This is a genomic window from Bradyrhizobium commune (assembly GCF_015624505.1).
GTDB lineage: Bacteria > Pseudomonadota > Alphaproteobacteria > Rhizobiales > Xanthobacteraceae > Bradyrhizobium > Bradyrhizobium commune.
In genome coordinates this window covers 6,008,326-6,034,108 of record NZ_CP061379.1, presented here as the reverse complement: position 1 = coordinate 6,034,108, position 25,783 = coordinate 6,008,326, and the positions used below count along the sequence as shown (strand labels likewise).

Sequence of the window (25,783 nt, the reverse complement as noted above, 5' to 3'; positions counted from 1 at the left end):
GGCGGCTGTCCAGCAGACCGCCCGGTCTCGCTCACTCGGCAGGCAGCAGCAAAGCCGGCTCTCGCTCAGGCCGCCACGCGAACACCTGCCGCTCCAGCTCGCAGCGCACGCTGTCCACGACGCTCTCCCAGTCGCCTCGCGTCGGTTGCCTGAACAGCCGCATCGACTGATACCACGGGCTGTCGTCGCGGTTGAGCAGCCAGCGCCAGTCCGGATTGAACGGCAACATCGTCCAGACCGGAACGCCGAGCGCACCGGCAAGGTGAACGACGCTGGTGTCGACCGCGATGACGAGATCAAGACAGAAAATCAGCGCCGCCGTGTCGCTGAAATCCGTCAGTTGCTCCGTCAGGTCGACGATATCAGCGCGTTCGGCGAGGAAGGCCCGGTCCTGAACCCGGACGCCTTTTTGCAGGCTGACGAACTGAGCGTCGTCGCTCTCGAAGAGAGGCGCAAGCGTGCGCAACGCCATCGATCGATTGTGATCGTTGTTGTGAGCGGGATCCCCAGACCAGGCAAGACCGACGCGCATGCGGTTGCGCGGGCCAAGCCGTGAGTCGAGCCGGTCTTGCCACGTCTTCACGCGCGCCACTGGTGCCGCAGGAAGATACGCGTCCGCAAACGGAATCGTATCGAGCCGCGTCCCGAACGCGAGCGGCAGGCTCCCGAGCGGACAGTGCAGGTCGAACGCGAGCGACGTCACAGCCGATCGGTCGATACACATCGCGACGCCGGGCACATCAGCCAGCAACCGCTGGACCGCAGGCTTGACCTCCAGGATGACACGCGCCCCGAGCGCGGCCACCATGGGCACATAGCGCGCAAACTGAATGGAATCGCCCAGGGCCTCGTCGGCATGAAGCAAAATGGTCTTGCCGTCGATCGGCCGGTCACGCAGCCAAAGGGCTTGCGACAAGCCGCGATCGACCAGCCCAAGCGACGCATTCCAACGCGCCTCGCGCCCCCGCCAGCCCCGCTCAAAGTCTCCGGTCAGCATCTGAAGCAGCGCGAGATTCCAGATCGTATGCGGATTGCCGGGGTCGACCGCCAGCGCTTGGTGAAAGGCCGCAAAGGCCTCATCCAGCAATTGCAGGCTCCACAACGCCCGCGCCTTCTCGGTGAGCGCCGCCGAAAAATTCGGACGAATCGCAAGCGCGCGATCGATGCACGCCAAGGCCTGCTCCATCCGGCCCAATCGCGCATGCAGCGTGCCGAGGTTCTTGTGCGTCTCCGCCTCAAGGGGGTTCAGCGCGATCGACCGCTCGAAGTCGGCCTGCGCTTCGGCGAACCGGCCGAGCCGTTGCAGGCAGAGGCCGCGCGTTTGATAGAGGGGGGCGATGTTGGGGTTGTGCTTTTCGAAAGCGTTGAAGCATTCCAGGGCTTCGGCGTAGCGGCCGAGACCAAACAGCAACTGGCCCTGTTTTACGGCTTCCAGTTTTTGCGGTGCGACGGTTTCGGGTTGTTTGGCCGCGGCGCGGCGTTGTTGGCGATTCATGAGATGACCAGGAAAGGCCGCGCGACCGCAGCGTCCCGAGGTAGTTTCTGGCGCGAAGCTGGTGCGAGGCTGGCGGGGCCTCCATCGATTTCCAAAATCGCTGCATTTTACAAAATCGCGCCAATCTTCCAGCGATCTCCTCTCAAGTGCTGATTTCCGTTGCACGGCTCGAATGATCTTTCCAATGTCCTTGCTTGCAAGCCAGAGGAAATAAGGGGGGGTGTGTCCAAGCGCGCAGTCTGGCGATTTCTGTCGCCCGTGCGTTCCGTTCCACCGGTGCACGTCATGCGCTTGGTCAAGTCGACAATCCAAAAACAGAGATCCTAGTACTCGCCCTCTCAGGCGAACGGACCGCACGGCCACGCGTATTCGTGCAAAAGCGGTGATTGTTCGACCAGCTTCTACCAAATCACGAAGAGGAGGAAGGAAACCATGCAAAGACCAGCAGTTCTGCACTTCGCCGGGCTAATAGTTGCTATGGCAACTATAATGCCCGCACGCGCGAATCGGCCAGAACCGCCGCCATTGCCGACTTGCCTTGGCAATCTCGGGACCAAAGTGGCAGCGATCGTGCCAGGCACGCTTCCGGGCGACATCGTTCAGGGCGTCATTACCCCGGGGACAAGCACAGTCACGGTTCCTTATGCCAGCATCGTGCCCGCGGCACCGGAACAGCCGGCCGGCGGCTCCGGCTTCAACTTCCGACCGACGCCGATAGGACCGACGCCGGCCTTTTGTCAGGTCGCGTTCGTCTATTATCCCGGCGGCGAGGGACCGAATGCCGCCGGCCCCGGCCTGGATTCGCCGGGTATCCCAAAGGGGCAGCCAGCCTACGATGTCGGCCAGAAGCAGGCCATCGAGATCGTGATTTCGCTGCCACTCAATTCAGCCGACCAGGGCCCGACCAATCTTGGCGCCGTCAACGGCGCCTGGACGGGTGGCGTCATGACCATGGGGGCGCCGGGGCAGTCCGGAACACTCAACCCATCCGGCTTCGGAGAGGGGCTCGATGGTGCCAACGCCACCTACGCGATCCGTCAGGGCTTCGTCGCTTCGATCACCGACGCCGGCGAGCAATACGCCGGCCATTTCACGCAAGGCACCCCCGGTAACGCCAACTTCGCGATTATCTCGACCGCCAACAGCCCTTACCGCAACAAGATCGCCTACGGGACGGTCGCCGACTGGATCTATCGCGGCACCTGGTATGGCAGGCAATGGGCTGACGCCATCGCGGAGGTCTATTACGGCAAGGAGCCGAAGTTGCACTACTACAATGGCGGCTCGGGCGGCGGCAACATGGGCATGGGCCAATTGCAGCACCATGGCGACGAATATGACGGCTTCCTGATCGGCGCGCCGGCCTATCGCTGGCAGCAGTTCCGGCTGGCGGACAGTTGGCCGGCTCTGGTCATGCGAAAGCTGATCCAACTCGACGGGGCCGGGGCATTACCGACAAACGACCAGCAGACCGCCCTCTACAACACCATCGTCAAGGCATGCGACGTCGAAGGCACCGACACTGTCGCTGACGGCATGATCGCCGATCCGAGGGTCTGCACAATGCACTTCTCCGCCGCGGCCAACATCTGCGGCGTCACGGGCGCGCCGCCACGGCCGAATTGCCTCACCGCCAGGCAGGCGGCGGCGTTCGACCGGATTTTCGACGGGCCCCGCAACAGCCAGGGCGCGCGGATCTGGTATCCTTACGACATCAGCATCACTTTCCCGACAAATGCGTTGGGGACGTTCCAGAGCACCTCGTACAATTCCGCAACCTTGACGGCGAGCACGGTTGAGGTGGTGCAGTACGATCACGCCAACGCCGCGTGGCCTGCGAACAACTGCCTGTTCGTCGATCAGGAATCGCTCGAGATGGGGACGACCAATGCCACGGGGTGGGCGGCGTGTGCATCTCCCGGCGTTCCCACCACCTATGAGCGGGAAGCTGCAACCGGTTCGCGGATCGGATCCGACTTGGGGGCGCCTCCGATCGATCTCTACACGGACAACCAGGATCCGGACCTCAAGGAGGTGATGAAACACGGCACCAAGATCATTCAACTCCACGGCAGTGCTGATCCGGCGATCCGCTGGCGGCATGACGTGGACTACTACAACCGCGTCGCGACCAAATTGTACGGCGGCACCAAAGCTGCGGATTATGAGAAGCTGCAATCCTGGTACCGTCTGTTTGTCGCCCCGATGACCGGACACATCGGTGGTGGATTCGGCCCGTACTGGTACGATCCGTTCGTCGCGCTCCGGAACTGGGTCGAGCACGGCGTCGTGCCGAAGACCATCCTCGGTGTGTCCGATTCGCACGGCCTCGTTCCAGGCCGTACCCGGCCGATGTGTCCGTTCCCGCAGACCGCGATCTATAGCGGCTTCGGCAGCATCAACGACGCCAGCAGCTTCACCTGCGGCGGCAACCTGCAAGCCGGCGTGATCAGAAACGGTACGGGACGACCGATCCAGGGCCTCCCGGTTGCCTGCGACGACGTGAAAACGGTGTTCGGGCAGGAAGACAGCGACAACCTCGATTTCAGGAGCGTTGGCCTGACTGCCAGTGAATGCTCGGAGCATCTGCCGCCACGACGTGGCGATGCCCTGACTAGACGCTAGAGCGTTTTCGAGCGAAGTGGATACCGGTTCGCGTCAAGAAAACGCGTCAAAACAAGAATCTAGAGCCCCGTTCCGATTCCATCGGAACGGGAAAGGCTCTAGAACTCCGCCTGCGTTAGGCTGACCTCGAGCAAGGGGCGCGTGGGCCAAACCTCACGCGCTCCAGACGTCGCGTGATTGCCGCTTGTGCGACCGTCCCAAGGAGGCGCGGCGCAGACGCAGCAAGACCGCGCGTGCTGTGGAGGACAAACCCTATGGGCGATCAGGGACCCGAACCAAAATCAGCCTTTGATGCCTATCTCGGCACGAACGCCGGCACCGGTCCGGACTATGCCGTGACCGATGCGGATGGGCATATGATCGCCGCGAAGTGGCGCCGGCCCGCGACCCGGACAGGACTGCGCAAGCTCGGCCAGAACGTCCTGATGTACCACATCGGCGGTTCGACCTCCGTGTCGATGTTCATCAAGGGCGTATGCCAGGGGACAGGGTCGCAACACGGCTCCGTCACGTTCCGTCCTCACGATCTGGAACTGGAGAGCGTGCGAAACGGCGTGTTCGAGATGCTGCATCTCTATCTCGATCAGGATCTGATCAACGGCTACGCCCAGCAGAATCTCACCGGCACAACCATGGTCGATATCGATCCGCTGTTCGCCATGCGGGACCCGTGGCTGCAAGGTTACTTTGCGATGCTCGTCGCCGAATTCGAGCTCTACGGGGGCATCGACAATCAGGCGCACTCGCTGCTGCTCGATCAAACGCAGCAGTTGCTCATTCGCCACCTGGTCCATTGGCATTCGAACGCGATGCTTCGCAGCCGTCGGGCAACGGAGAATCTCGGTGCACCGCATCCGCTCAGTCCGCGCCGGCTACGCATCGTGCTCGACTATATCGAGGCCAATCTCACCTCGGAGATCGGCCTCGCCGACCTTGCGGCCCTGACTGGATTGTCCACCAATCATTTCATCCGCGCCTTTCGGGCTGCGACGCAGCGGACGCCGTACGGCTACCTGGTCGAGCGCCGGCTGTTGCGGGCCAGAGAAGCCTTGCGGCAAGATGATCTCTCGATTGCAGAAATTGCGCTGGCCGCCGGTTTCCGCAACCTCTCGACCCTGACCAACACGTTCAAGCGTCATCATGGCATGACGCCGAGCGCGTATCGCGCCCGCCTGCGAGACCGGTAGAACCGGAGCAGGCCCTTTCGGCGAAGGTTCGCTCGCCTCGCCACGATAGCGCTCACCTGGCTCGATCGTGAAATCCTCCTGCCGCTAAAGCATGATCCGGAAAAGTGCGCAGCGGTTTTCCGAAAGGATCATGCTCAAACAACAACCTAAAGCGCGATGACGATTCATCCCGATCTCATCGCGCTTTAGCGGTGCGATCATGATCCCTCGCGGTGTCCGGCGCGAGCGCCACATCGCACCTTCGCAAGCACCTATAGGTCGATCAAGCCGCCATCGATGAACAGTTCGGCGCCGGTGGTGTAGGTGGCGTCGGCAGCAAGGTAGAGGGCGGCCGCCGCCACTTCGGCGACCGTACCGGTGCGGCCAAGCGGGATGCGCGTCTTGGCGCCCTCGATGAAGTTATCCTTCTGGGCAGGGGTGAGGCCGCCTTTGTCGAGGATCGGGGTGATGATCGGACCCGGGCTGATGGTGTTGACCCGGATGCCGCGCGGCGTCAGCTCCTTGGCGATCGTGCGGCCGAATGAACGCAGCGCCGCCTTGGTCGAGCCGTAGACACTGGCGCCGCCCAGGCCGCCGTTCGCACCCGCCACCGAAGCCGTCAGAATGATCGCGCCGCCGTCCGGAATGATCGGAATGGCATGCTTGATCAGGAAGAACGCGCCCTTCACATTGATGTTGAACTGGCTGTCGTAAAGAGCCTCATCGACGTCTGCGATCGGCGCGAACCTGGCGATGCCGGCGTTGACGAACAGGACGTCGATGCGGCCGTGCCTGGCCTTGACCTGGTCGACCAGCGCTTTCGTGGCGGCCACGTTGCCGGCGTCCGAGAGCAGCACCTCGATCCCCGGCAGCGCCGCTTTGGCGGCCTCCACCGAGCGCTCGCTGGAGCCGGTGACGACGACCGTTGCGCCTTGGGATTGAAAGAGTTTGGCGGTCTCGGCACCGATGCCGGTGGTGCCTCCGCTGATGAGAGCGATCTTGCCGTCGAGCTTGGCCATGAAGGATGTCCTGACTTGGGTGGTTAGACTGGCCAGACAGATGGGAACTTCCGGGGCACGCGCAAGAGTACCGGCAGAACATCCTGGCCCAGCCCATGAAGACCTCGCGCGGTCAGATCGGCGCTTGCGCGACCCAAAGGACGGCAACGTTCAACGCGCCGCGCGCACGGTCGGACGGTCATTGCGACCGGCGTTACGCGCCGTATTTGAAGTCACAGGCCGGCGGGGTTGATCCGGCGCGGAGACTTCCGATGTTGGGGTAGCCGGTCTGAACTCAAACGGAATGTTGAAGCATGTCGATCTCATCGGGCGCAGCACTGCAAACGCCATCCTCCGCGCTGGTTTCGCGCACTTTCACGACGCCTCGTCACTCAACGCACTACATCGCGTGCGGGCCGGCCGACGGACCGTTGATGATCTTCGTCCATGGCTGGCCCACCCTCAGTTTGATGTGGCGCGCCCAGATGGAGGCCTTCGCCGCCGATGGTTGGCACTGCGTCGCTCCCGATCTGCGCGGCTACGGCGGCTCTTCCGTGCCTGAAGCGAACGACGCCTATGCCATCGAGGAGGTCGTGGCAGACATGGCGGAACTCCATGACCACCTTGGCGGCAAGCCTGCGATCTGGGTTGGCCACGACTGGGGCTGTGTCGTGGTCGGTGAATTGGTCGCGCATCAGCCGGAGCGCAGCCGTGGCATCGTGCTGACCTCGCTCGCGTATCAACCCGACGGGCACGCGCTGCGCACGATCGTCCCGCTGGTCGACCGAACGATTTATCCGGCTGATCAATATCCGGACGGCCAATGGGACTACTACCGCTACTACACGACGCACTTCGAGGCGGCGGTCGCCGATCTCGATGCGGACCTGGCAGCATCGCTGGCGTCGATCTTTCGGCCAGGCAATCCCGCCGGTATCGGCAAGGTTTCGCCGAATGCGATGGTCACGCGCAATGGCGGGCGCTTCGGCGCCGCGCACCGCGCCCCGCCGATCCAGCCTGATCCGGCTCTCTGGCCGCCGGCGGACTTCGACGTGCTGGTGCAGGCATTCGAGGCCCACGGCTTCCGCCCCTCCTGCGCGTGGTACCTGAACGACGACGCCAACATCGCCTATGCGCGCAAGGCCGCCAATGGCGGCCGCCTGTCGCAGCCGGTGCTGTTCGTCAACGGCGACTTCGACCAGATCTGCAGCATCACCGGAAATCGCCAGGGCGACCCGATGCGCGCGGCCTGCGCAGACCTGATCGTGACGAGCATGCCCTCCGGACATTGGCTGCCGCTGGAACGCAAGGCCGAACTCATCCAGGCCATCCGCACCTGGCTCCACGGCAAAAATCTCTGATGGCGGTTGTGGGGCAGTAACGTCCCGCACGAGGTCAGTGCGCAAGATCTGCCCGACTTTGCGGATGTCGCGCGCCCTGAGGCAAGAGGACGTCGCGCAGTCAGATGGGCGCTTGCGCGAGTCAAAGGACGGCAACGTTCAACGCGCCGCGCGCACGGTTGGAGGGTCATTGCGGCTGGCGTTGGTTTGAAAGTGAAGGCACTCGCATTACGCTGACAGTGCATTCAATTAACGAGCTTCGAACCCGCGAAAACGGTCAGGGCAATTAAGTGCGCTGGCGCAACTCCTCGTGCTCGTTTGTCCATTTTTGCGCGTGTTTGTTCACAGGATTTCTGTGGGATTTCTGCAGGACCAAATGCGACATCATTCTCCGCGCCGTTCCCTAACGTCGGACGGGGTCGCATTGTAACGCCGGCGAAACGCCCTGTTGAAGTACGACAGGTCGTTGAACCCAAGATCGAAGGCGATTGTGCCGATTGCGCGCTGCGAATGAAGAGGGTTTCTTAAATTTTGATAGGCCCGCGCCAGACGCTCGCGGACCACGAACTCCGAGTAGGTGATGCCCTCGCTCTCGAACAGTTTGTGCAGGTAGCGCACCGTCATGCGATTGCGGGTCGCGACCATCGTCGCATTCAGATTGCCGTCATTGAGATTGGCGACGATATCGGCTTTGATCGCGGCCAGGCGGACCGCGCCCGTCGTTCTGTCCGCAGCAAGCGCCTTGGCGTCGCCATTGGCCCCAAGCACCAATGCGACGAGATCGTAGAAATGGCCGGTGATGAGACGCTGCGAGGCGGGCGCGGCCAAGGCCTCATCATCGGCAACGACGTCGAGATATTTTCTCAGGAGTCTCAGCTCGCCTGTATCCTTCGTGATCTGTCGCATCGTTACGTTTTCGAGCTTGGGAACAAGCGGCGCGATGGCCGATCGGGGCACGCATATTCCAGCGATCCTGACGGATGAGGCGGAGGTCATGGTCCATGCGGCCGCCTCGTTGGTCAACAGCACGGCGTCCCCGTCACTGAGGACCATCTCGCGCCCGCGCCGGCTCCCCATGGTCGTCCCGTTCAGGGTCATGCAGAGGTAGAGGAGATCGCCTCCTTGCCGCCCGCCCTCGCGGCGGACGCTCGCGTAGCTCGCCGTCAGAATGCGGAGTCCGGGCATGGTGCGGTTGACAACATCAACCCGCGGCGCAGCGTTGCCGTAGCGCATGAACCTGGTCGGCAGCAGGCCGCGCTCATGCAGTTCTTCGAGCGCTTGGCCCCGTCCGTCTTCCGGCAAGGCGCAACTCGAGAACCGAACGACAGTGTAGCCGGGCGTCGACGTTACCATCAGCCATCCTGTTGCAAAGGCCGACACGGACCGCTCGGCAGAAATCTACCAGACGGGGCACTTTAGTCCAAGCCATTGTTCCCTCGGGTCCAAGACCGCTCGACGATCCTGGTCTAGGTCAATTGCCGACGAACGCTCTTTGGCGGGGAACGGGTATGCCAGGATTACTCGGCCGGCACGCGATCGTGGTCGGTGCCGGCATTGGCGGGCTCGCCGCGGCGAAAGCGTTGTCGTCGTCCTTCGAAATCGTCACCGTGCTCGAGCGTGACGATCTGCCCTCCGAGCCGATCGCGCGCAGCGGCACGCCCCAGGCGCGACAAATTCACGTTTTGCTCAGAGGCGGCCTCGACGCCTTGGTCGAACTCTTCCCGGATTTCGAAACGGAGCTTGAGCACGCCGGGGCCGTTCGCGTGCGGGTCGGCTCTCAATCCCTGCTCGAAATGCCCGGCTTCGATCCGTTTCCGCGGCGCGATCTTGGCTTCGATTTTTTGTGCATGACGCGGCCACTCGTGGAATTTGTCGCGAGGCGCCTCGTCGAACAGCAAGGCAATATTGTCCTGAAATCGCGCTGCCGCGCCACTCAATTGCTGGAATCGGCTGACCATGCCGCGGTGACCGGAGTTCGCTACGACGAAGCGAGCGGAGGGATCAACGAACTCGCGGCCGACTTCATCGTCGACGCATCGTCGCGCGGCGCATTGACCCTCGAATTGCTGGACAGGATGGCCTTGCCAAGACCGCAAGAGACGGAGATCGGCATCGACCTGCGCTACGCAACCGCGATGTTCGAGATTCCGCCTGCCGCGCCACGTGACTGGCGCGCCGTAATCCATCGGCCTTCTGCCCAAAGCGGCCGCGGCGGGTTGCTCGTGCCAGTCGAGAACAATTGCTGGCAAGTCAATTTAACCGGCATGCATGGGGAAGTGATGCCGGAGAGCGTTGCAGACTTTGTCGCGTTTGCCCGGACGTTGCGAACGCACAGTATTCACGATGCGATCGAGGGTACTGTCCCTGTCGGACCCATTTACCGGTTCGGCTTTCCCTGCAGCATTCGCCGACGCTTTGAGGAGCTTGACCGTTTTCCAGACCATCTGCTGCCGCTCGGCGACGTGATCTGCCGATTCAATCCGGCGTTTGGCCAGGGAATGAGTGTGGCAGCACAGGAAACACGCGTCTTGAAACGGCTGATCGAAGCGCGGGCTTTCGAAGCTGATCCGCTCAAGGGACTGGCGCGGTCTTTCTTTGCGGAGATTCAGGATTTGCTGGCCGCGCCGTGGGCGGTGGCGGAGGGCGACTTCATTTTTGAGAACACGCGTGGGCAACGCCCGGATGATTTTTGCCAGCGCTTGAACTTCAACGCCGCGCTGCAGCGCCTCGCGGCGGAGGACGCAACGGTGCATCGGATCATGCTCGAAGTGACCCATCTCGTGAAGCGGTCAAGCTCTCTGCGCGACCCGCAGATCGTCAGTCGGGTAACGGCGATGATGGCTGCATCCGTTGTTGGGTAATTGGCAGGAGGAGGAGGTGCGATGGCCGTCAGAGCCCGACATTTGGTGATGCTTTCCGCGACACTCGCCCTGCTTGCAGGCGGCGCATCTGCCCAGAAGCAATACGGTCCCGGCGTGACCGACACCGAGATCAAGATCGGCAACATCATGCCGTACAGCGGTCCGGCATCCGCCTACGGTATCATTGGCAAGACGATGGGGGCGTATTTCCGCATGGTCAACGACAATGGCGGCATCAACGGCCGCAGGATCACTTTCATCTCCGACGATGATGCCTACAGTCCGCCGAAGACCGTGGAGCAGGCGCGCAGGCTGGTTGAAAGCGACGAAGTTTTTCTGATTTTTGGCGCAGTTGGCACCGCGACCAATGCTGCCATCCAGAAATACATGAACACGATGCGCGTGCCGCAGCTGTTCGTGTTGAGCGGCGCCTCGCGCTGGGGCGACCCTGAGCATTTTCCCTGGACGATCGGCTTGCAGCCGAACTACCGCGCTGAAGCGCGCGTCTACGCAGCGTATATTCTCGAGCATCACCCCAACGCCAAGATCGGCGTGCTCTACCAAAATGACGATTTCGGAAGGGACTATATTCTGGGATTGAAGGACGTGCTGCGAGACAACTACGACAGGTTGGTTGTCGCCAGTACGCCGTATGAAACCAGCACGCCAACGGTGGACTCGCAGGTCGTTGCGATCAAGGCTGCCCATCCCGATATTTTCCTCGACATCGCCACGCCGAAATTTGCCGCGCAAGCGATCAAGAAGCTCGCTGAGCTCGATTGGCATCCCGTCCATATCGTGACCAACATATCGGTGTCCGTTGCAGCAGTCCTGAAACCCGCCGGGCTCGACAACGCCAAGGGTATTCTCAGTGCCGGCTTTCAGATGAACGTCACCGATCCGCAATGGGAGAGCCACCCGGGCATGCGGCGCTTCCATGCCTTCATGGCCAAGTACTATCCCGGGGCAGACCGCTCAGATAGCGGTCCTATGATCGCCTTCAACGCATCGACCGCACTTGTCGAGGTGCTAAAGCGTTGCGGCGATAACCTGACCCGCGACAATGTCATGAAGGTGGTGGCCGATCTCGACTTTGAGATCGACACCTTGATTCCAGGCATTCGCATCAAGACGACCCCGGCGGATTTCTTTCCGATCGAGCAGGTGCAAATGATGCGCTTCACGGGCGAGCAATGGCAGATGTTCGGCCCGATTCTGGATGGCCACGCCGGGCAGGTTGCACCGTCTTCGAACTAGCCTGGTGCGGTGGCTTGCCTGGCCGTAGCTCGCGGGCCGCACAGCCCGCCTTCGCCCGTTGGGCTCCGGCGTGGCAGCCTTCGCTCGCTTCGCTTCCTATGTGTAGCACAGGCTGGCCGAGCGAAGAATTACGGTGACAGTGCACTTATCTATCGGCTGCAGCCTCAGCCCGATCCGCGCAAGGCAATTTAGGTAGCGCCGGACGAAGAGTTTTGTGCACTGTCACCGTAATGCCCGATCTCTGCGACGGCCTATCGAGCTCGGCCTGCCGGCGACCAGCGATGAATACATAGGCGCCCTCTTCAACGAACCTCTTGGCGGTCGCGAGGCCGATGCCGCTGCTGCCTCCGGTGATGACGGCGATCTTGTTTTTCAATAGTGACATTTTGTTTCCTTTCGGTTCGTCAATGTTCGAGCCCAGCGGCGCTTCCCTTGCGAGCATCGACGGGCCCCGTATTGCGGCTTTGGCGCAATTCCTCCTTCAATTGTCCCACCTCCCGTTCCAAGCGTTCGATGCGATCGACAGCGTAGTCAAAGCTCGTGTGTTCCATAGCTTGCAACCAGGCGTAGACCCATCGTGAGCGCGCGACGAAGCTTTCCCTGCTCTTTGACCATTTAGTTCCCTGAGTCTGTCATTTGAAATCAAGCCCGGAGACCTTGGCGACGGCCTTCCATGCGGCTTCCTGACTGGCGCGGTCGTGGAGGTGTGGTTGGCGCTGCACCTCCATCGGGCCTGAGAACTTCCCCGCAGCCGAAGCGAAGAATTGCCCTGAGACGTCGGTTCCGAACTCCGACGCCTGGAGGTATCGGCTGGCCGCCGTCTCCGGCTTCTGATTCATGCCGGGAATGAGGTTTACGATTGGGATCATCAGATACTTCAACGCCGGGCCCGCGTTTCGCGCGACGTTGGTGGCGTTCGATGCACCGGGCGAGACAGCATACACGGCCATGCCGGAGGGTAGCCGGCGCGCTAGCGCCGCGGTCCACCAAGCGACAATGAGCTTCGCGTCGGCATACGCATTGTTGGCCGTGTACTTCACGTTCGGCCCGTTGCGCAGGAGGGCTTCCACAGCAGCGGTGCGGTCGCCTTGGTGGTATTTTGCCGCAAAGGCTTCCAGCTCGGTGTACTTGAACATGGGCACACCTCCTCGGGCAGGCTCCGCGCCGGCAATAACGATCCGCGCGTCGGAGCTCAGCAGATTGTTGCGGAGCAAGCCGACAGTCAGTTGATGATGGCCGATCAACGGCGCCTGAGAAGCCTCGATGCCCGCCGCAGTGATCACGCGCTTCTTACCGGGGACCATCCCCGCATTAAGCAGCAGGAAATCGATCGGCTGCCCCTGCTTGACCAACTCTGCGAGGGCCGACGCAACGCTAGACGGCGAGTCTAGATCCAGCTCCAGCGGCGTGAAGATTTTCTTCTTGGTCTCAGCCGCGAGTTGAGCAGCCGTTTCCTGGACCGCGCTCAGCCTGCGTCCGGTGACGATGACCTGTTTATAGCCCTTAGTGGCGAGCAAGCCGGCTGCCGCGTAACCGAGCCCGGACGTGGTGCCGGTGACGAGCGCGAACGAATGTTTCATAGCGTCTCCGTGGTGAAGATGAAGCTCGAAAGAGCCCCGTGATGTAGGAGCCGCCTTGTTATTTTCGAACTGTTCAGTTAGATATTGCAAAGCGAATTGGTCTCAGTCAAGGAGTTTTGAACTGAATGTTTCAAAATACTGCCAAGCCACGGGGACGCCCACGCACCTTTGACGAGAGCGACGCTCTCAAAAAGGCCACGCAGGTATTCTGGTCGAAGGGCTACGACGGTGTGACGATTGACGATCTGGTCGCCGGGATGGGTGTAGGACGACCGAGCCTGTATGCAGTCTTTGGGGACAAGCGGGCAATATTCCTGCGCGTCCTCAAGTCGTATGCCGAGGCGAAAGGCGCTCGCGCTGCAAATGCGCTCCTCTCGCCACAGAGTCTCCGCGACTCGATCGGGGCTTTTCTGCATTACGCCGTGGAAAGCGCGACCGAGAAGGGATCTGCCCGGGGTTGCCTTCTGATTTGTGTCGCGCCGCTCGTGGATGATGATGAGGTCCGGAAATTCCTGCAAAAGGCGGCCGCGGGCGGCGCGGCACTAGTGGAAGGTCGTTTCCGGGACGCGATCACTGCCGGGGAAATTCCGTCTGATTTTCCTGCGGCCGAACGTGCGATCCAAGTCACGGATTTTGCTCGGGGCCTTACCATGCGTGCGTTGATAGGCACACCGCGCAAGACGCTTCTCGAGGATGCCGAGGAAGCGGCCGACTTGGTGCTCCTGTCGCGGCGTGGAAATCCACAACGTTGATGCTGTATGGCGTGAACGTCCGCGGCAGTAACTGGAGGCGGCGCCGGCGACGAGGGCCGCGGCCTAAATTGTTGAGCTATCGGTTGGAGGACGCGCACACTTGCTACGCTTTGTGTTGTTCTTAATGGTTCAGAAATCCCGCTCAATAAACTCTGTTGGCGGACGCCTTTCGCCTAAAGACCTAGAACGCACCGTCGAGATAAATGGGCGCAAGAAGAAGATCAGGTTTTAACGGCAGCGTTCAAAAAATGCAGAATCGAGCTTCTTTCATAAGATGAGTTCGAGTCCTGTCGGGGTCAAATTTTGGCCCATTGAAAAACAAACGAAAAAATCCTACTGAGAAAATTGCTCACCGAACCGAGGTATAGTGCTGCAAACTATTGAGCTAGCTGGCATAATCTGCAAATTCTGAATATCGGAATTAATGGTGGGCCCGGCAGGACTCGAACCTGCAACCAGACCGTTATGAGCGGCCGGCTCTAACCATTGAGCTACAGGCCCCGCCGCGAGACGGCGGCGCGAAGCGCGCGGCCGGCAACGGTGCGCGGTTCGTTTACAGGGATGGCGGCGGGGGTGCAATGCCGGCTCTGGCGAGGCGGAGAGGCCGGGGCCGCACGGCCGGTACTTTCGAATTACCGAAATTTCCGATGATGCCCTTATAGTCCTGTTTTGCCCGACAAGTCAAACCGCCTCGGGCGGGCTCACTGCCGCCTTTTTCGTAACAAATTGTAATTGCTCGATCTTTCTACTGTGCATGGGGTTGTTTTCGAACTTTTTGATTGAACGAGGCCTTCCGGCCCCTCAATGCCGTGTTGGCGAGATGCGAACTCGCGGCTTCGGCGCCGCTAGTCGACCGACACCCCGGCGAACTCCACCACCTTGCGCCACTTCTCGGTCTCATCGGTGACCAGCTTGCCGAACTCGGCCGGCGTCATCGGCTTGGGGATGCCGCCGGTCTCGGCGAGGCGTGCCACCAGCTTCGGGTCCTTCAGCGCCTCGTTCACGGCCTTGTTGAGGAGATCGACGATCTCGCCCGGTGTGCCCTTCGGCGCGGAGATGCCGTAGAAGCCGACCGACTCGAAGCCCGGCACGGTCTCGGCGATCGCGGGCACGTCGGGCACGCCGGGCCAGCGCTGCGGCGAGGTGACGCCGAGCGCGCGGACGCTGCCGCCGCGCGACTGCTCCAGCGCCGACGGCAGATTGTCGAAGATCAGCTGAACCTTGTTGGAGATGATGTCGGGGAAGGCGAGCGCCGAGCCGCGATAGGGCACGTGGATCATGTCGCACTTTGTCATCGCCTTGAACAGCTCGGCCGACATGTGCACCGAGGTGCCGTTGCCGGACGAGGCGAACGAGATCTTGCCCGGGTTGGCCTTGCAATAGTCGATGAACTCCTGGACCGTCTTCACCGGCATCGCGTTGGAGACGACCAGCATGTTGGTGAGCTGCATGATGCTGGCGACCGGCACGGTGTCGCGCAGGAAGTCGAACGGCAGCTTCTTGTAGAGCGAGGTCGAGATCGCGTTGTTGGGCGCGACGAACAGCAGCGTGTAGCCGTCGGCCGGTGCGTTGATCGCAGCCGCGGCCGCGATGTTGCCGCCGGAGCCGGCGCGGTTCTCGACGATGAACTGCTGGCCGAGACGGTCCGACAGCCATTGCGCCATGATGCGGGCGACGATGTCGACCGGGCCGCCGGCGGCAAAGCCGATCATCCAGTGCACGGGGCGGTTGGGGTAGTCGGCGGCGGAGGCGGGAGGTGCGGCGCTGAACAGGCCTGAGATGATCGCGAGCCCGAAAACACTGTTACGCAAAATTCGCAACATGACGCCTCCCATTGTTCTATTGTCGTTGACGCCCATGCTTCCATAAAAATCGCCTCCTGCCTACATCGTCTCAAGTCGATGTTGACGCAGACCGGCCGGGACCGACCATGAAACTTGCCTCGATCATTCCTCTCGCAGCAGTGCTGCTCGCTGGCCCTGCCGCCGCTCAAACCGGAGACAAGCCCATTCCATCCACAACGATCAGCCTCGGTACTGCGACGCCCGGCGGCGGCTTTCCGCTCTATGGCAACGCCTTTGCGGAGGTGATGAACGCGGCAGACAGCACGCTCACCATCGTCCCGCGCAACACCAAGGGCAGCAACGAGAACATTCCGCTGCTGGAGAAGGGCGAGCTCGATCTCGCGCTGGTCGCGGGCGAGCCGGCTTACGAGGCTTTCGCCGGCATCGGCCGCACGCCCGTGCGGCTCAAGATCCTCACTGCGATCTATTCCAACCCCGGCATGTTCGTGGTGCGCGCGGACAGTCCCTACAAGACCATCCATGATCTCGTCGGCCAGCCCGTCGCGTTCGGCGCCAAGGGCTCGGGCCTGCCGATCCTGGCGCGCTATGTGCTCGACGGCCTTGGCCTGAAGCAGGACGAAGATTTCAAGGCGGTCTATCTCGACCGCGCCGGCGACGGCCCCGCGATGGTCGAGGACGGACGCGTCGCAGCGCTGTGGGGCGCCGGCATCGGCTGGCCCGGTTTCGCGGCGGTCGCCTCGAGCGCGTCCGGCGCGCGCTTCATCGCGCCGAGCGCAGACGAGATCGCGCGCATCCGCGCCAAGCACGCGTTCCTCAAGCCGCTCACCGTGCCGGCCGGCTCCTATCCAAAACAGTCCGAGCCGATCGCCTCGCTCGGCTCCTGGAGTTTTGTGCTGACCCGCGAGGACCTGCCCGACGATGTCGCCTATCGGCTGGCGAAGACGCTACACAGCACTGAAGCGGCGTTCTGCAAGAAGCTCGCGCAGGCCTGCGAGACCACCGCCGCGAACACGGTCGCGGCCGCGCCGAAGCCGGAGCTGATTCATCCGGGCGTGATGAAATATTTTCGCGAGATCGGGGTGGTGAAATAGCGAGTGGTGAGTGGCGAATAGCGAATGGAGTCTTCCCCCATTCGCCACTCCCTGTTCGCCACTCGCCAATCTTACTTCTTCACCATCGTACATGCCGGGTCCGGCGGACCGAACGCCTTCTCGCCCGAGATCGTGGTAAGGATCTTGTAATAGTCCCACGGATATTTGCTTTCCTCCGGGGTCTTCACCTGCACCAGCCAGAGGTCGTGCACCATCAGATTGTCTTCGCGCAGTCTGCCGTTGCGGGCGAAGAAATCCTCGATCGGCTTCTCGCGCATCTTCGCCGCGACCTTGAGCGGATCATCGGTGCCGGCTTCCTTGATGGCGTTGAGATAGTGCATCACGCTGGAATAGACGCCGGCCTGCCACATCGACGGCATCTTGTTCATCTTGGCGAAATAGCGCTTCGACCATTCGCGGGTCTTGTCGTCCATGTCCCAGTAGAACGACGTCGTCAGCAACAGGCCCTGTGCCGCGTGCAGGCCGATGCCATGGATGTCGGTGATCAGCGCGAGCAGCGCCGCCATCTGTTGGCCGCCCTTGAGCACGCCGAACTCGGCGGCGGTCTTGATCTCGTTCATGTTGTTCGGTGGGCCAGCGGCAATGCCGATGATCTTGGCTTTTGACGCCTGCGCCTGGAGCAGGAAGGAGGACAGGTCGGGCGTTGCCAGCGGCGGCTTCACCGAGCCCAGCACCTTGCCGCCATTGGCGGTCACGACGCTGGAGGCGTCGCGTTCGAGGGAGTGACCGAAGGCGTAATCGTCGGTGATGAAGAACCAGCTGTCGCCGCCGCGCTTGACCACCGCATCCGCGGTGCCGACCGCGAGCGCGCGGGTGTCGAACACCCACTGGATCGCGTAGGGCGAGCAGAATTTTCCGTGGAAGTCGGCGGTCCCGGTGGAGTGGGTGATGAACAGCCGCTTCTTCTCATTCGCGATGTTCTGCACCGCGAGGCCAACGGCCGAGACCGGCACGTCGACGATAAGGTCGACCTGGTCGACGTCGTACCAGCGCCGCGCGATGCCGCCGCCGACGTCTGCCTTCAATTGGTGGTCGCCGATCACGATGCTGATCGGCTTGCCGAGCACCGTGCCGCCGAAATCGTCGATCGCCATCTGCGCTGCCGTGACCGAGCCCTGGCCGGTCGGCGCGGAGGCCGGGCCGTTCATGTCGGTGAGCACGCCGATCTTGACCACATCGTCGGAAATCTGCGCCATCGCGGCGCCCGACATCAACGCCGCCACGAAGGCGGCCGCGACCGGCAGTCCAAATCTTGTTGGATTCACGCTTGTCCTCCCCTGAGCCGGCGCGTTGGCCGCTGTTGCCCCGCCGGGTATGCCCGGCTGAATTGGTTTCTTTTGCAACTATTTGGGGGCGGGCGTCAATGTCAGGCTGCGAAGCGGATCTGTCCTGCCGGCGAGGGATCGTAGCCGGTCAGCTCCTCGGCGCGCTGCCGCAGCCGCCGTTCGCTGAGGAACCGGATCAGGGCCTGCATGGCGGGGCGGAAATAACTGCGCTGCCGCATCGCGAGGTCAAAATTCTCCCAGACCAGCGGCACGAAATCGAGGCCGGCCGAGCGCGCCGCGGCGCGCGTCGCGACCCCGCAATCGGCTTGTCCGGCGCGGACGATCTCGGCGAGATCAGGCCCCGTGAGGGCCGGCGGGTCCACGCGGCGCAGATCCCGCGCGGAGGCGCCCGCGCGCGTGAGCAACATGTCGAGCAGCATCTGCGCGCCGGTGCCCTGCTGTCGCATCGCCATCCTGGCGCCGAGCGCGAGCACGTCGGAGAGGCCGCGCAGCCGCTTCGGATTGCCCGGCGGCAGCACGAGCCCTTGCTCGCGCCGCACGAACGCCACCAACACCGCATCATGCAGATCCGGCGCGTCCCGCAGCGCCGTGACGCTGGCGTCGGAGGCGAGATTGCCGGAGGCATCGAGACTGTGGAAGTGCACCGCGACTGCCATCACCTCGTCGCGTTGCAGGCGCTCGAGCCCGCGCACGCTGCCCTCGCTCATCGAGCCGAGGCCGGAGCCGGATTCGCGCAGGCTCCAATCGAGAAGCTCGTCCTGGCTGCCGCCGACGACCGGCGGCGGCTCCGCGGTCAGCATGCCGGCCGGACGCGCCAGTCCTGATAGCACCCAGAGATCGAGCTCGTGGCGGGGAAACAGCCACTTCCCGGTCACCTTGGTGCAGGGGATCGCACCGTTGGTGACGAGTTCGTAGAGCTTTCGTTCACCGAGCCGGAGATAGTCGGCGGCTTCACTCGTCGTCAGGAATTCCATCCTGCATTCCTATGCAAATTCTTGCTTCTTTTTGACGTTCAACGCAGGGGGAATTCTGCACTTTCAATTTCAGTCCGCGCGAACCATGCCCGATCATCTCGTTGCTTTGCAACACATCCTGACACGCGATTTCATCTTGGTTGACGATCTTGCGAGGCTCGAATGGTGCGAGCCTTGCGACCCGCGCGCTCGCGAGAGCAATCAACGTGCCGGTTGATTCATTGCCGAGATTTCCCGAGCGACCCGTCGCGGCGCGATCGCCCATGCGCCGGCAACGTGTGCTGCCGGTAGTGGCTCAGCTCGTGTTCTATCTTTTGTTGCCGCCACGCGGGCGGATGCGTCACGAGTGCGGCGCAATCGATCTTCATGATCGCATTCTGTTCAGTGGGAACCCGTTCATGGCCGTCCGCCAATTGCCTGTTTCACTTGCGCTTCTTTGCGGCCTTGTCGCGGGCGTTGCGGCGTCGTCCGCCGAGGAGCGCGCGATCGTCCTGGCCTCGACGACATCGACGCAGGATTCAGGCCTGCTCCGTTACCTGCTGCCGATCTTTCACGACAAGACCGGCATCGAGGTGACCGTGATCGCCCGCCGCGCCGACGAGGTGCTCGATGGGGCGCGGAAGGGCGAGGCCGATGTCGTGCTGATGCATGCGCGGCCGCAGGAGGAGAAGTTCGTCGCCGACGGTTTTGCCACAAAGCGCTTCGACGTCATGTACAACGACTTCGTGCTGGTCGGGCCGAAGAGCGATCCCGCCGGCGTGAAGGGCAAGGACATCGCGACCGCGCTGAAGACGATCGAGGCCAAGGGGGCACCGTTCGTGTCGCGCGGCGATCGCTCGGGAACTCATGCCGCGGAGCTCGCGCTCTGGATCGTCGCGGGTATCGACATCGCGACTGCCAAGGGCGCCTGGTATCGCGACATCGGGCAAGGCATGACCGCTGCGCTCGACGCCGCACGCACGGCGAACGCCTATGTGCTGTCCGACCGCGGCAGCTGGATCGCCTTCAGGGAACGCGGCGATCTCGACATCGTCGTCGAAGGCGACAAGCGGCTGCTCAACCAATACGGCGTGATGCTGATGAACCCGGAAAAGCTTCCGAGCGTGAAAAAGGAGCCAGGCCAAGCTTTTGTCGACTGGCTGATCTCGCCGGAGGGGCAGGCGGCGATCGCCGCCTACAGGGTCGACGGACAGCAGGTGTTCTTTCCGAATGCCGAGAGGAAGGCGGACTGATCCGCCCGCCATGACCATTGCGAGGACGGCCATGCTTCGAATGGCTGTTCAATCCGTTCCCGGGCAAGCATTATGATTTGACAACGCGGCGCTTCAAGCCGCGCGACAAACAGGGGTGGGACGGGATGGCAAAGCCGCTTTCGGTTGCGATCGTCGGTGCCGGTATGGGCGGGCTTGCGACCGCCGCGGCGCTTCGGCGCGTCGGCATCGATGTCATGGTCTATGAGCAAGCAGCCCAATTCGCCCGCATCGGCGCCGGCATCCAGATCGGCTGCAACGCGATGAAGGTGTTGCGCGCGCTGGGGCTGGAGCAACGCATGCGCAGCCAGTCGTTCTACCCGCGCTCGTGGAACAATCGCGACTGGAACAGCGGCGACATCAAGTTCGACATGATTTTCGGCGAGAGCGCTGAGGAGAAGTTCGGCGCGCCTTATCTGCTCGCCCATCGCGGCGATCTGCATGCGGCACTTGCGAGCGCGGTACCTGATGAGCGTGTGAGGCTTGGCCACAAGCTGATCGGTCTCGACGAGACCGGCGATGGCATCCGCCTGACTTTTGCAAATGGCTCGAGCGTCGTCGCTGACGCCGTGGTCGGCGCGGACGGCGTGCATTCGGTGGTGCGTGACATCCTGTTCGACACCGCGCCGGTCAGGTTCACCGGCCGCATCGCCTATCGCACCACTTATCCGGCGGCGCTGCTCGGCGGGGAGAAGATCGACGACTGCACGAAGTGGTGGGGCGAGGACCGCCACATCGTGATCTACTACGTCAAGCCCGACCGCAGCGAGGTCTATCTCGTCACCAGCCAGCCCGAGCCGAACTTCCGGATCGAGTCCTGGTCGGCGAAGGGCGACGTGTGCGATTTGCGCGCTTCGTTCGAGGGCTTTCATCCGCAGGTCGGCCAAGTGCTCGCGGCGTGCCCCGACGTGCACAAATGGGCGATCATGGATCGCGATGCGCTGGAACGCTGGGCGGACGGCAAGGTGACGCTGCTGGGCGATGCCTGTCATCCGATGACGCCCTACATGGCGCAAGGCGCGGCCATGGCGATTGAGGATGCCGCCGTGCTGTCGCGCTGCCTCGAAGGCGTCGACCGCGACGGCGTCGCCAACGCATTCGGCCGCTTCGAGGCGACGCGCAAGGTGCGGACCACGCGGGTGCAGGAGACCTCGCGCGCCAATATCTGGCTGAGAGAGCGGACCGATACCAGCTGGGTCTACGGCTACGACGCTTGGGAGGTGCCGCTCGCGGCCTGAGCGGATTGCTGGACGCTGGCGGCTTTGCGCGTTGGCGCTAGGTCGCGGCATCCAGCGCCGCCAGCCGCTCGGCTTCCGCGATGTCCTCGACCGTGTTGGCGTTGAAGAACGGGTCGAGCGGCTCGGTCGGCCAAGTCACTGTCGCCAGCCGATAGCGGGCGGTCCAGCGGTCGATCTTGCGAAGGTCCTCGACCACCAGCGCGTGACGCAGCTGTTCGCGCAAATCAACGCGCCACAGACCGATCACCGGATGCGACTGGTCGCCTGATGCGGCGACCGCGAGCTGCGCGCTCTCTCGCTCAAGTGCCTCGTGCAGGCGCGCGACGAGATTGCGCGGCAGGAACGGGCAGTCACCGGCGGCGCTAAGGACCCATTCGATCTCGGGCCGGTTCGCCGCCGTCCAGTCGAGCGCGGCGAGGATGCCGGCGAGCGGGCCGGGAAAGCCGGGCACGTCGTCGGCAATGACCCGCAAGCCGAACACGGCGAAACGCGCGGGATCTCCGTTGGCATTGAGGATCAGGCCGCTGCATTGGGGCGTCAGACGCGCGATCACGCGCTCCAGGATGGTGCGGCCGCCGATCGTGCGCATCGGCTTGTCACCGCCGCCCATGCGCCGCGCGAGACCACCGGCGAGCAGCACGCCTTGCGTTGCCGGAATCCTAGTCGTCACCACCTTCACCCTTGCGCTTGTGTTTCGCCGATTCCTCCTCGACGTATTCGAGGTTCTGGTCGTAGACGATGCGCTCCTCGCCCGCGAGCGCGATGAAGCGCTTGCCACGGGTGCGACCGACCAGCGTCAGCCCGACTTGCCGGGCGAGATCGACGCCCCAGGCGGTGAAGCCGGAGCGCGACACCAGGATCGGAATGCCCATCCGAACGGTCTTGATCACCATCTCGGAGGTGAGGCGTCCCGTGGTGTAGAGAATCTTGTCAGAGGCGTCGACGCCGTGGCGGTACATCCAGCCCGCGATCTTGTCGACGGCGTTGTGGCGGCCGACATCCTCGGTGTAGCAGAGCGGAGTGCCTTCCTGGCACAGCACACAGCCATGGATCGCGCCGGCTTCGAGATAGAGCGAGGGCATGGTGTTGATGGTCTGCGTCATCTGGTACAGCCAGGAGGTGCGCAGCTCGGCCTTCGGCAGCGCGACGCTCTCGACGGCCTCGAGCAGATCACCGAAGGCGGTGCCTTGCGCGCAGCCCGAGGTCTGCGTGCGCTTCTTCAGCTTGGCCTCGAAATTGGTGTGATGTGAGGTGCGCACCACGACCACCTGGAGGTCGTCGTCATATTCGACCTCGGTGACGACGTCATTATACTTCAGCATGTTCTGGTTGAGCAGATAGCCCAGCGCCAGATATTCCGGATAGTCGCCGATCGTCATCATGGTGACGATCTCCTGCGAATTCAAATAGAGCGTCAGCGGCCGCTCCATCGGCACCTTGATCTCGACCCTGGCGCCGGTCTGGTCGGTCCCGGTCACGCTCTCCGTCAGGCGTGGGTCGTCCGGGTTTGGGACGATCAGGGGCACCGGGGCTTTGTCGATCTTCATCATGGCCGCGAGGTTAGCATGACATTCGGGCCAAGCCGATATAAGCATGGCCGAGAGAGAGGAAAATGCCGCCTCGTCATTGCGAGCGAAGCGAAGCAATCCCGGAATGCCCCCGCGGAGACAGTCTGGATTGCTCCGCGTCGCTCGCAATGACGGTGGCGGGAGCGGTTCCACCAAAGACCAGGTCGCTCGCGGAGACGGAGCTGGAATGAAAGTCATCGGCCTTGCAGGCTGGAGCGGTGCGGGCAAGACCACGCTGTTGACGCGGCTGATCCCGCATTTCAACGCGCAGGGGCTGCGCGTCTCCGTCATCAAGCATGCGCATCACCAGTTCGATGTCGACGTGCCCGGCAAGGATTCCTGGCGCCATCGCGAGGCCGGTGCGGCCGAGGTGCTGGTGGCTTCGTCGAACCGCTGGGCCCTGATGCACGAATTGCGTGGCGCCGCGGAGCCGCGGCTGCCGGATCTTCTGAGCAAGCTGTCTGCCGTCGATCTCGTCGTCGTCGAAGGCTTCAAACGCGAGCCGCATCGCAAGATCGAGGTGCACCGCGCCGCGAACGACAAGCCGCTGCTGTTCCCCGATGATCCCGGAATTGTCGGGATTGCGACCGATGCGACGGTTGAAACCCGGCTGCCGACCGTCCATCTCGATGATATCCCGGCTGCTGCGGCATTGCTGCTGCGTGCGGCGATGCCGGTTGAGGAAGCGGTCGCGAAGAGCGCCGCAATGCGCTGACGAGGCACCATGGCGCAATTGTCGGACGATTGTTTTGCCTTCGGTGGACCGATGATGTCGGTCGACGAGGCGGTTGGCCTGATCACGGCGCGGGTCAATGCGATTGCCGATCTCGAGGCGGTGGCGCTGGTCGATGCGGACGGGCGCGTGCTGGCGCACGACATCGCGGCGCCCCTGCCGCTGCCGCCCTTCACCAATTCCGCTGTTGACGGCTATGCCGTGCGCAGCGCGGACCTTCCGCGGGATGCGGAGCAGGCGTTCCCGCTCGACGGTCGCATCCAGGCCGGCGGCCTGGCGCAGGCCGCGATCAAGCCAGGCCACACCGCGCGCATCTTTACCGGCGCGCCGATGCCGCCGGATGCCGAGACCGTCTTCATGCAGGAGGATGTCCGCATCGATGACGCCGGCAGGATCGTGCTGCCGCCGGGGCTCAAGCCGGGCGCCAATGTTCGCCCCGCGGGCGAAGACATTCCGCAAGGTCGCGTCGCGTTGCGCGCCGGTCTGCGCTTGCGGCCGCAGCACGTCGCGCTTGCAGCTGCGTTCGGCCTGACCCTGCTCGATGTGGTCAGGCGCATCCGCGTCGCGGTGTTCTCGACTGGCGACGAGCTTGCGTCGCCCGGCGAGCCACGCGCTCGGTCGCAGCTTTACGATTCCAACCGCTTCATGCTGATGGCGATGTTGCGCCGGCTCGGCTGCGAGGTTTCCGATCTCGGCATCTTGCGCGATGAACGCATATCGCTTGCGGATGGATTGAAGCAGGTCGCAGGCAGACATGATCTGATCCTCACCACCGGCGGTGTCTCGACCGGCGAGGAGGATCACGTCAAGGCGGCGGTCGAGAGCATCGGCTCGCTGGTGCTGTGGCGGATGGCGATCAAGCCCGGCCGGCCCGTGGCGATGGGCATCATCCAGGGCACGCCGCTGATCGGATTGCCCGGCAATCCAGTGGCGAGCTTCGTCACGTTTGTCCATGTGGTGCGGCCCACCGTACTGGCGCTCGCCGGCGGCCTGCCGGAACGGTTCTTGCCGATTCCGGTGCCCGCGGCCTTCTCCTATAAGAAGAAGATCGGCCGGCGCGAATATGTCCGCGCCTCGTTGCGGCGTGGCGCGGACGGAATGCTGGAGGCGGTCAAGTTCCCGCGCGAGGGCGCCGGGCTGCTGTCGTCATTGGTCGAGACCGACGGCCTTGTCGAACTCGGCGAGGACATCACGCGCGTCGAGCCCGGCTCGAGCGTAGGTTTCCTGTCCTACGCCGACCTGATCTGAGTCAGCCGCGTTGACGCGTTTAATCTGCCCCTGCATGTTGCGCCCATGACCAGGACAACACTTGATCTTACCGGGCTGAAATGCCCGCTGCCTGCCTTGAAGACACGCAAGGCGCTGAAGCCGTTGCATCCGGGCGATCAGCTCGAAGTGCACTGTACCGATCCCCTGTCGGTGATTGACATTCCGAATCTGATCCGCGAGACCGGCGACAAGGTGGAGATCACCGAGCGCAACGACGCGCGCATCGTGTTCTTGATAGAAAAGACAAATGGTTCGATAGGCGACGTCAATGCTGCGCTGCATTCTTGAGCGCGTTACCGCGCTGATACCGACCTTTTGTCTATCGACATCGATCACGGCTTCTGCCCCAATTGACTTTCTCCGTACGGGCGCGGAGGTTGAGTCTTGTCTGCGATACGCGGATCAACGGGCCACGCACGAAGCCTGGAGCTCGTATCGGGCATAGAGCCCCGGTCGAGGGGTTAACTTTTCAGA

22 protein-coding genes, 1 tRNA gene and 1 pseudogene are annotated in these 25,783 nt (G+C 62.9%); 12 read left to right on the top strand and 12 right to left on the bottom strand.

The features are described 5' to 3' along the window. Positions 1–31: 31 nt before the first annotated feature. Complete coding sequence (locus IC761_RS28290) at positions 32–1,495, bottom strand: tetratricopeptide repeat protein (protein ID WP_195799956.1); 1,464 nt, start codon at positions 1,493–1,495, stop codon at positions 32–34. A gap of 558 nt (positions 1,496–2,053) precedes the next feature. On the opposite strand from IC761_RS28290, the gene IC761_RS28285 reads away from it, so the two are divergent. Then, positions 2,054–4,120 (top strand): tannase/feruloyl esterase family alpha/beta hydrolase, encoded by a 2,067-nt coding sequence (locus IC761_RS28285; protein WP_195799955.1) that lies wholly within the window; start codon positions 2,054–2,056, stop codon positions 4,118–4,120. A 425-nt stretch (positions 4,121–4,545) separates the two neighbouring features. After that, positions 4,546–5,307 carry a helix-turn-helix domain-containing protein gene (locus IC761_RS28280; protein WP_195799954.1) on the top strand — a complete coding sequence of 254 codons (762 nt, stop codon included), beginning with the start codon at positions 4,546–4,548 and terminating at the stop codon, positions 5,305–5,307. Positions 5,308–5,558: 251 nt separating this feature from the next. Here IC761_RS28280 and IC761_RS28275 read toward each other — a convergent pair whose 3' ends face one another. After that, positions 5,559–6,305, bottom strand: a complete 747-nt coding sequence (locus IC761_RS28275) for an SDR family oxidoreductase (protein ID WP_195799953.1) — start codon at positions 6,303–6,305, stop codon at positions 5,559–5,561. 293 nt (positions 6,306–6,598) lie between these two features. Here IC761_RS28275 and IC761_RS28270 point away from each other — a divergent pair, with 293 nt between their 5' ends. After that, a complete protein-coding gene (locus IC761_RS28270) occupies positions 6,599–7,645 on the top strand; it encodes an alpha/beta fold hydrolase (protein ID WP_195799952.1) in 1,047 nt (348 codons plus the stop codon). Positions 7,646–8,008: 363 nt separating this feature from the next. Here the strand turns inward: IC761_RS28270 and IC761_RS28265 are convergent, their stop codons facing one another. Next, on the bottom strand, positions 8,009–8,977 hold the full coding sequence (locus IC761_RS28265; RefSeq protein ID WP_195799951.1) for a helix-turn-helix domain-containing protein: 969 nt from the start codon (positions 8,975–8,977) through the stop codon (positions 8,009–8,011). A 155-nt stretch (positions 8,978–9,132) separates the two neighbouring features. Here IC761_RS28265 and IC761_RS28260 point away from each other — a divergent pair, with 155 nt between their 5' ends. Both IC761_RS28260 and IC761_RS28255 read left to right on the top strand, forming a co-directional pair. After that, entirely contained in the window at positions 9,133–10,485 is a 1,353-nt protein-coding gene (locus IC761_RS28260; RefSeq protein ID WP_195799950.1) for an FAD-dependent monooxygenase, read from the top strand. A 21-nt stretch (positions 10,486–10,506) separates the two neighbouring features. Further along, on the top strand, positions 10,507–11,742 hold the full coding sequence (locus tag IC761_RS28255; RefSeq protein WP_195799949.1) for an ABC transporter substrate-binding protein: 1,236 nt from the start codon (positions 10,507–10,509) through the stop codon (positions 11,740–11,742). 220 nt (positions 11,743–11,962) lie between these two features. Here IC761_RS28255 and IC761_RS28250 read toward each other — a convergent pair. Both IC761_RS28250 and IC761_RS28245 read right to left on the bottom strand, forming a co-directional pair. After that, a pseudogene (locus tag IC761_RS28250) lies at positions 11,963–12,127 on the bottom strand (SDR family NAD(P)-dependent oxidoreductase); the annotation flags it as partial. A gap of 247 nt (positions 12,128–12,374) precedes the next feature. Continuing rightward, on the bottom strand, positions 12,375–13,322 hold the full coding sequence (locus tag IC761_RS28245; protein ID WP_195799948.1) for an SDR family NAD(P)-dependent oxidoreductase: 948 nt from the start codon (positions 13,320–13,322) through the stop codon (positions 12,375–12,377). Between the two features lie 125 nt (positions 13,323–13,447). On the opposite strand from IC761_RS28245, the gene IC761_RS28240 reads away from it, so the two are divergent. After that, a complete protein-coding gene (locus tag IC761_RS28240) occupies positions 13,448–14,074 on the top strand; it encodes a TetR/AcrR family transcriptional regulator (protein ID WP_195799947.1) in 627 nt (208 codons plus the stop codon). Positions 14,075–14,499: 425 nt separating this feature from the next. Here IC761_RS28240 and IC761_RS28235 read toward each other — a convergent pair. After that, positions 14,500–14,575 (bottom strand) — tRNA-Ile (locus IC761_RS28235). Positions 14,576–14,919: 344 nt separating this feature from the next. Next, on the bottom strand, positions 14,920–15,897 hold the full coding sequence (locus tag IC761_RS28230) for a Bug family tripartite tricarboxylate transporter substrate binding protein (protein ID WP_195799946.1): 978 nt from the start codon (positions 15,895–15,897) through the stop codon (positions 14,920–14,922). 107 nt (positions 15,898–16,004) lie between these two features. Here IC761_RS28230 and IC761_RS28225 point away from each other — a divergent pair, with 107 nt between their 5' ends. Further along, on the top strand, positions 16,005–16,970 hold the full coding sequence (locus IC761_RS28225) for a TAXI family TRAP transporter solute-binding subunit (RefSeq protein ID WP_195799945.1): 966 nt from the start codon (positions 16,005–16,007) through the stop codon (positions 16,968–16,970). A 71-nt stretch (positions 16,971–17,041) separates the two neighbouring features. Here the strand turns inward: IC761_RS28225 and IC761_RS28220 are convergent, their stop codons facing one another. From IC761_RS28220 to IC761_RS28210, 3 genes are all read right to left on the bottom strand, one after another. Further along, positions 17,042–18,256: an ABC transporter substrate-binding protein gene (locus IC761_RS28220; protein WP_195799944.1), complete on the bottom strand. Its 1,215-nt coding sequence runs from the start codon at positions 18,254–18,256 to the stop codon at positions 17,042–17,044. Positions 18,257–18,357: 101 nt separating this feature from the next. Next, complete coding sequence (locus tag IC761_RS28215) at positions 18,358–19,251, bottom strand: substrate-binding domain-containing protein (protein WP_195799943.1); 894 nt, start codon at positions 19,249–19,251, stop codon at positions 18,358–18,360. Further along, complete coding sequence (locus tag IC761_RS28210; protein ID WP_195799942.1) at positions 19,229–19,516, bottom strand: hypothetical protein; 288 nt, start codon at positions 19,514–19,516, stop codon at positions 19,229–19,231. Before IC761_RS28210 ends, IC761_RS28215 begins: the two co-directional genes overlap by 23 nt. Before the next feature lie 133 nt (positions 19,517–19,649). Between IC761_RS28210 and IC761_RS28205 the strand changes: the two genes are divergently transcribed. Both IC761_RS28205 and IC761_RS28200 read left to right on the top strand, forming a co-directional pair. Further along, a complete protein-coding gene (locus IC761_RS28205) occupies positions 19,650–20,483 on the top strand; it encodes an ABC transporter substrate-binding protein (RefSeq protein WP_195799941.1) in 834 nt (277 codons plus the stop codon). Between the two features lie 125 nt (positions 20,484–20,608). After that, complete coding sequence (locus IC761_RS28200) at positions 20,609–21,739, top strand: FAD-dependent monooxygenase (protein ID WP_195799940.1); 1,131 nt, start codon at positions 20,609–20,611, stop codon at positions 21,737–21,739. A gap of 37 nt (positions 21,740–21,776) precedes the next feature. Here the strand turns inward: IC761_RS28200 and mobA are convergent, their stop codons facing one another. Further along, entirely contained in the window at positions 21,777–22,418 is a 642-nt protein-coding gene (gene mobA / locus IC761_RS28195) for a molybdenum cofactor guanylyltransferase MobA (protein ID WP_195799939.1), read from the bottom strand. Next, positions 22,399–23,289 (bottom strand): formate dehydrogenase accessory sulfurtransferase FdhD, encoded by an 891-nt coding sequence (gene fdhD / locus IC761_RS28190; protein WP_195799938.1) that lies wholly within the window; start codon positions 23,287–23,289, stop codon positions 22,399–22,401. The genes mobA and fdhD overlap by 20 nt, the downstream gene beginning before the upstream one ends. A 205-nt stretch (positions 23,290–23,494) precedes the next feature. Here fdhD and mobB point away from each other — a divergent pair, with 205 nt between their 5' ends. Genes mobB through IC761_RS28175 form a run of 3 tightly spaced genes read left to right on the top strand, consistent with a single transcriptional unit; the run spans position 23,495 to position 25,597 of the window. Next, complete coding sequence (gene mobB / locus IC761_RS28185) at positions 23,495–24,022, top strand: molybdopterin-guanine dinucleotide biosynthesis protein B (protein ID WP_195799937.1); 528 nt, start codon at positions 23,495–23,497, stop codon at positions 24,020–24,022. Positions 24,023–24,031: 9 nt separating this feature from the next. Further along, positions 24,032–25,288 (top strand): molybdopterin molybdotransferase MoeA, encoded by a 1,257-nt coding sequence (locus tag IC761_RS28180; RefSeq protein WP_195799936.1) that lies wholly within the window; start codon positions 24,032–24,034, stop codon positions 25,286–25,288. A 45-nt stretch (positions 25,289–25,333) separates the two neighbouring features. Further along, positions 25,334–25,597 (top strand): sulfurtransferase TusA family protein, encoded by a 264-nt coding sequence (locus IC761_RS28175; RefSeq protein ID WP_195799935.1) that lies wholly within the window; start codon positions 25,334–25,336, stop codon positions 25,595–25,597. Positions 25,598–25,783 lie beyond the last annotated feature (186 nt).

Excerpts from the sequence above, each read along its gene's own strand:
- IC761_RS28290 (WP_195799956.1), bottom strand. The coding sequence starts at position 1,495 with ATGAATCGCCAACAACGCCGCGCCGCGGCCAAACAACCCGAAACCGTC.
- IC761_RS28280 (WP_195799954.1), top strand. The coding sequence starts at position 4,546 with ATGTACCACATCGGCGGTTCGACCTCCGTGTCGATGTTCATCAAGGGC.
- IC761_RS28275 (WP_195799953.1), bottom strand. The coding sequence starts at position 6,305 with ATGGCCAAGCTCGACGGCAAGATCGCTCTCATCAGCGGAGGCACCACC.
- IC761_RS28270 (WP_195799952.1), top strand. The coding sequence starts at position 6,599 with ATGTCGATCTCATCGGGCGCAGCACTGCAAACGCCATCCTCCGCGCTG.
- IC761_RS28265 (WP_195799951.1), bottom strand. The coding sequence starts at position 8,977 with ATGGTAACGTCGACGCCCGGCTACACTGTCGTTCGGTTCTCGAGTTGC.
- IC761_RS28260 (WP_195799950.1), top strand. The coding sequence starts at position 9,133 with ATGCCAGGATTACTCGGCCGGCACGCGATCGTGGTCGGTGCCGGCATT.
- IC761_RS28255 (WP_195799949.1), top strand. The coding sequence starts at position 10,507 with ATGGCCGTCAGAGCCCGACATTTGGTGATGCTTTCCGCGACACTCGCC.
- IC761_RS28245 (WP_195799948.1), bottom strand. The coding sequence starts at position 13,322 with ATGAAACATTCGTTCGCGCTCGTCACCGGCACCACGTCCGGGCTCGGT.
- IC761_RS28240 (WP_195799947.1), top strand. The coding sequence starts at position 13,448 with ATGTTTCAAAATACTGCCAAGCCACGGGGACGCCCACGCACCTTTGAC.
- IC761_RS28230 (WP_195799946.1), bottom strand. The coding sequence starts at position 15,897 with ATGTTGCGAATTTTGCGTAACAGTGTTTTCGGGCTCGCGATCATCTCA.
- IC761_RS28225 (WP_195799945.1), top strand. The coding sequence starts at position 16,005 with ATGAAACTTGCCTCGATCATTCCTCTCGCAGCAGTGCTGCTCGCTGGC.
- IC761_RS28215 (WP_195799943.1), bottom strand. The coding sequence starts at position 19,251 with ATGGAATTCCTGACGACGAGTGAAGCCGCCGACTATCTCCGGCTCGGT.
- IC761_RS28210 (WP_195799942.1), bottom strand. The coding sequence starts at position 19,516 with ATGGGCGATCGCGCCGCGACGGGTCGCTCGGGAAATCTCGGCAATGAA.
- IC761_RS28205 (WP_195799941.1), top strand. The coding sequence starts at position 19,650 with ATGGCCGTCCGCCAATTGCCTGTTTCACTTGCGCTTCTTTGCGGCCTT.
- IC761_RS28200 (WP_195799940.1), top strand. The coding sequence starts at position 20,609 with ATGGCAAAGCCGCTTTCGGTTGCGATCGTCGGTGCCGGTATGGGCGGG.
- fdhD (WP_195799938.1), bottom strand. The coding sequence starts at position 23,289 with ATGATGAAGATCGACAAAGCCCCGGTGCCCCTGATCGTCCCAAACCCG.
- mobB (WP_195799937.1), top strand. The coding sequence starts at position 23,495 with ATGAAAGTCATCGGCCTTGCAGGCTGGAGCGGTGCGGGCAAGACCACG.
- IC761_RS28180 (WP_195799936.1), top strand. The coding sequence starts at position 24,032 with ATGGCGCAATTGTCGGACGATTGTTTTGCCTTCGGTGGACCGATGATG.
- IC761_RS28175 (WP_195799935.1), top strand. The coding sequence starts at position 25,334 with ATGACCAGGACAACACTTGATCTTACCGGGCTGAAATGCCCGCTGCCT.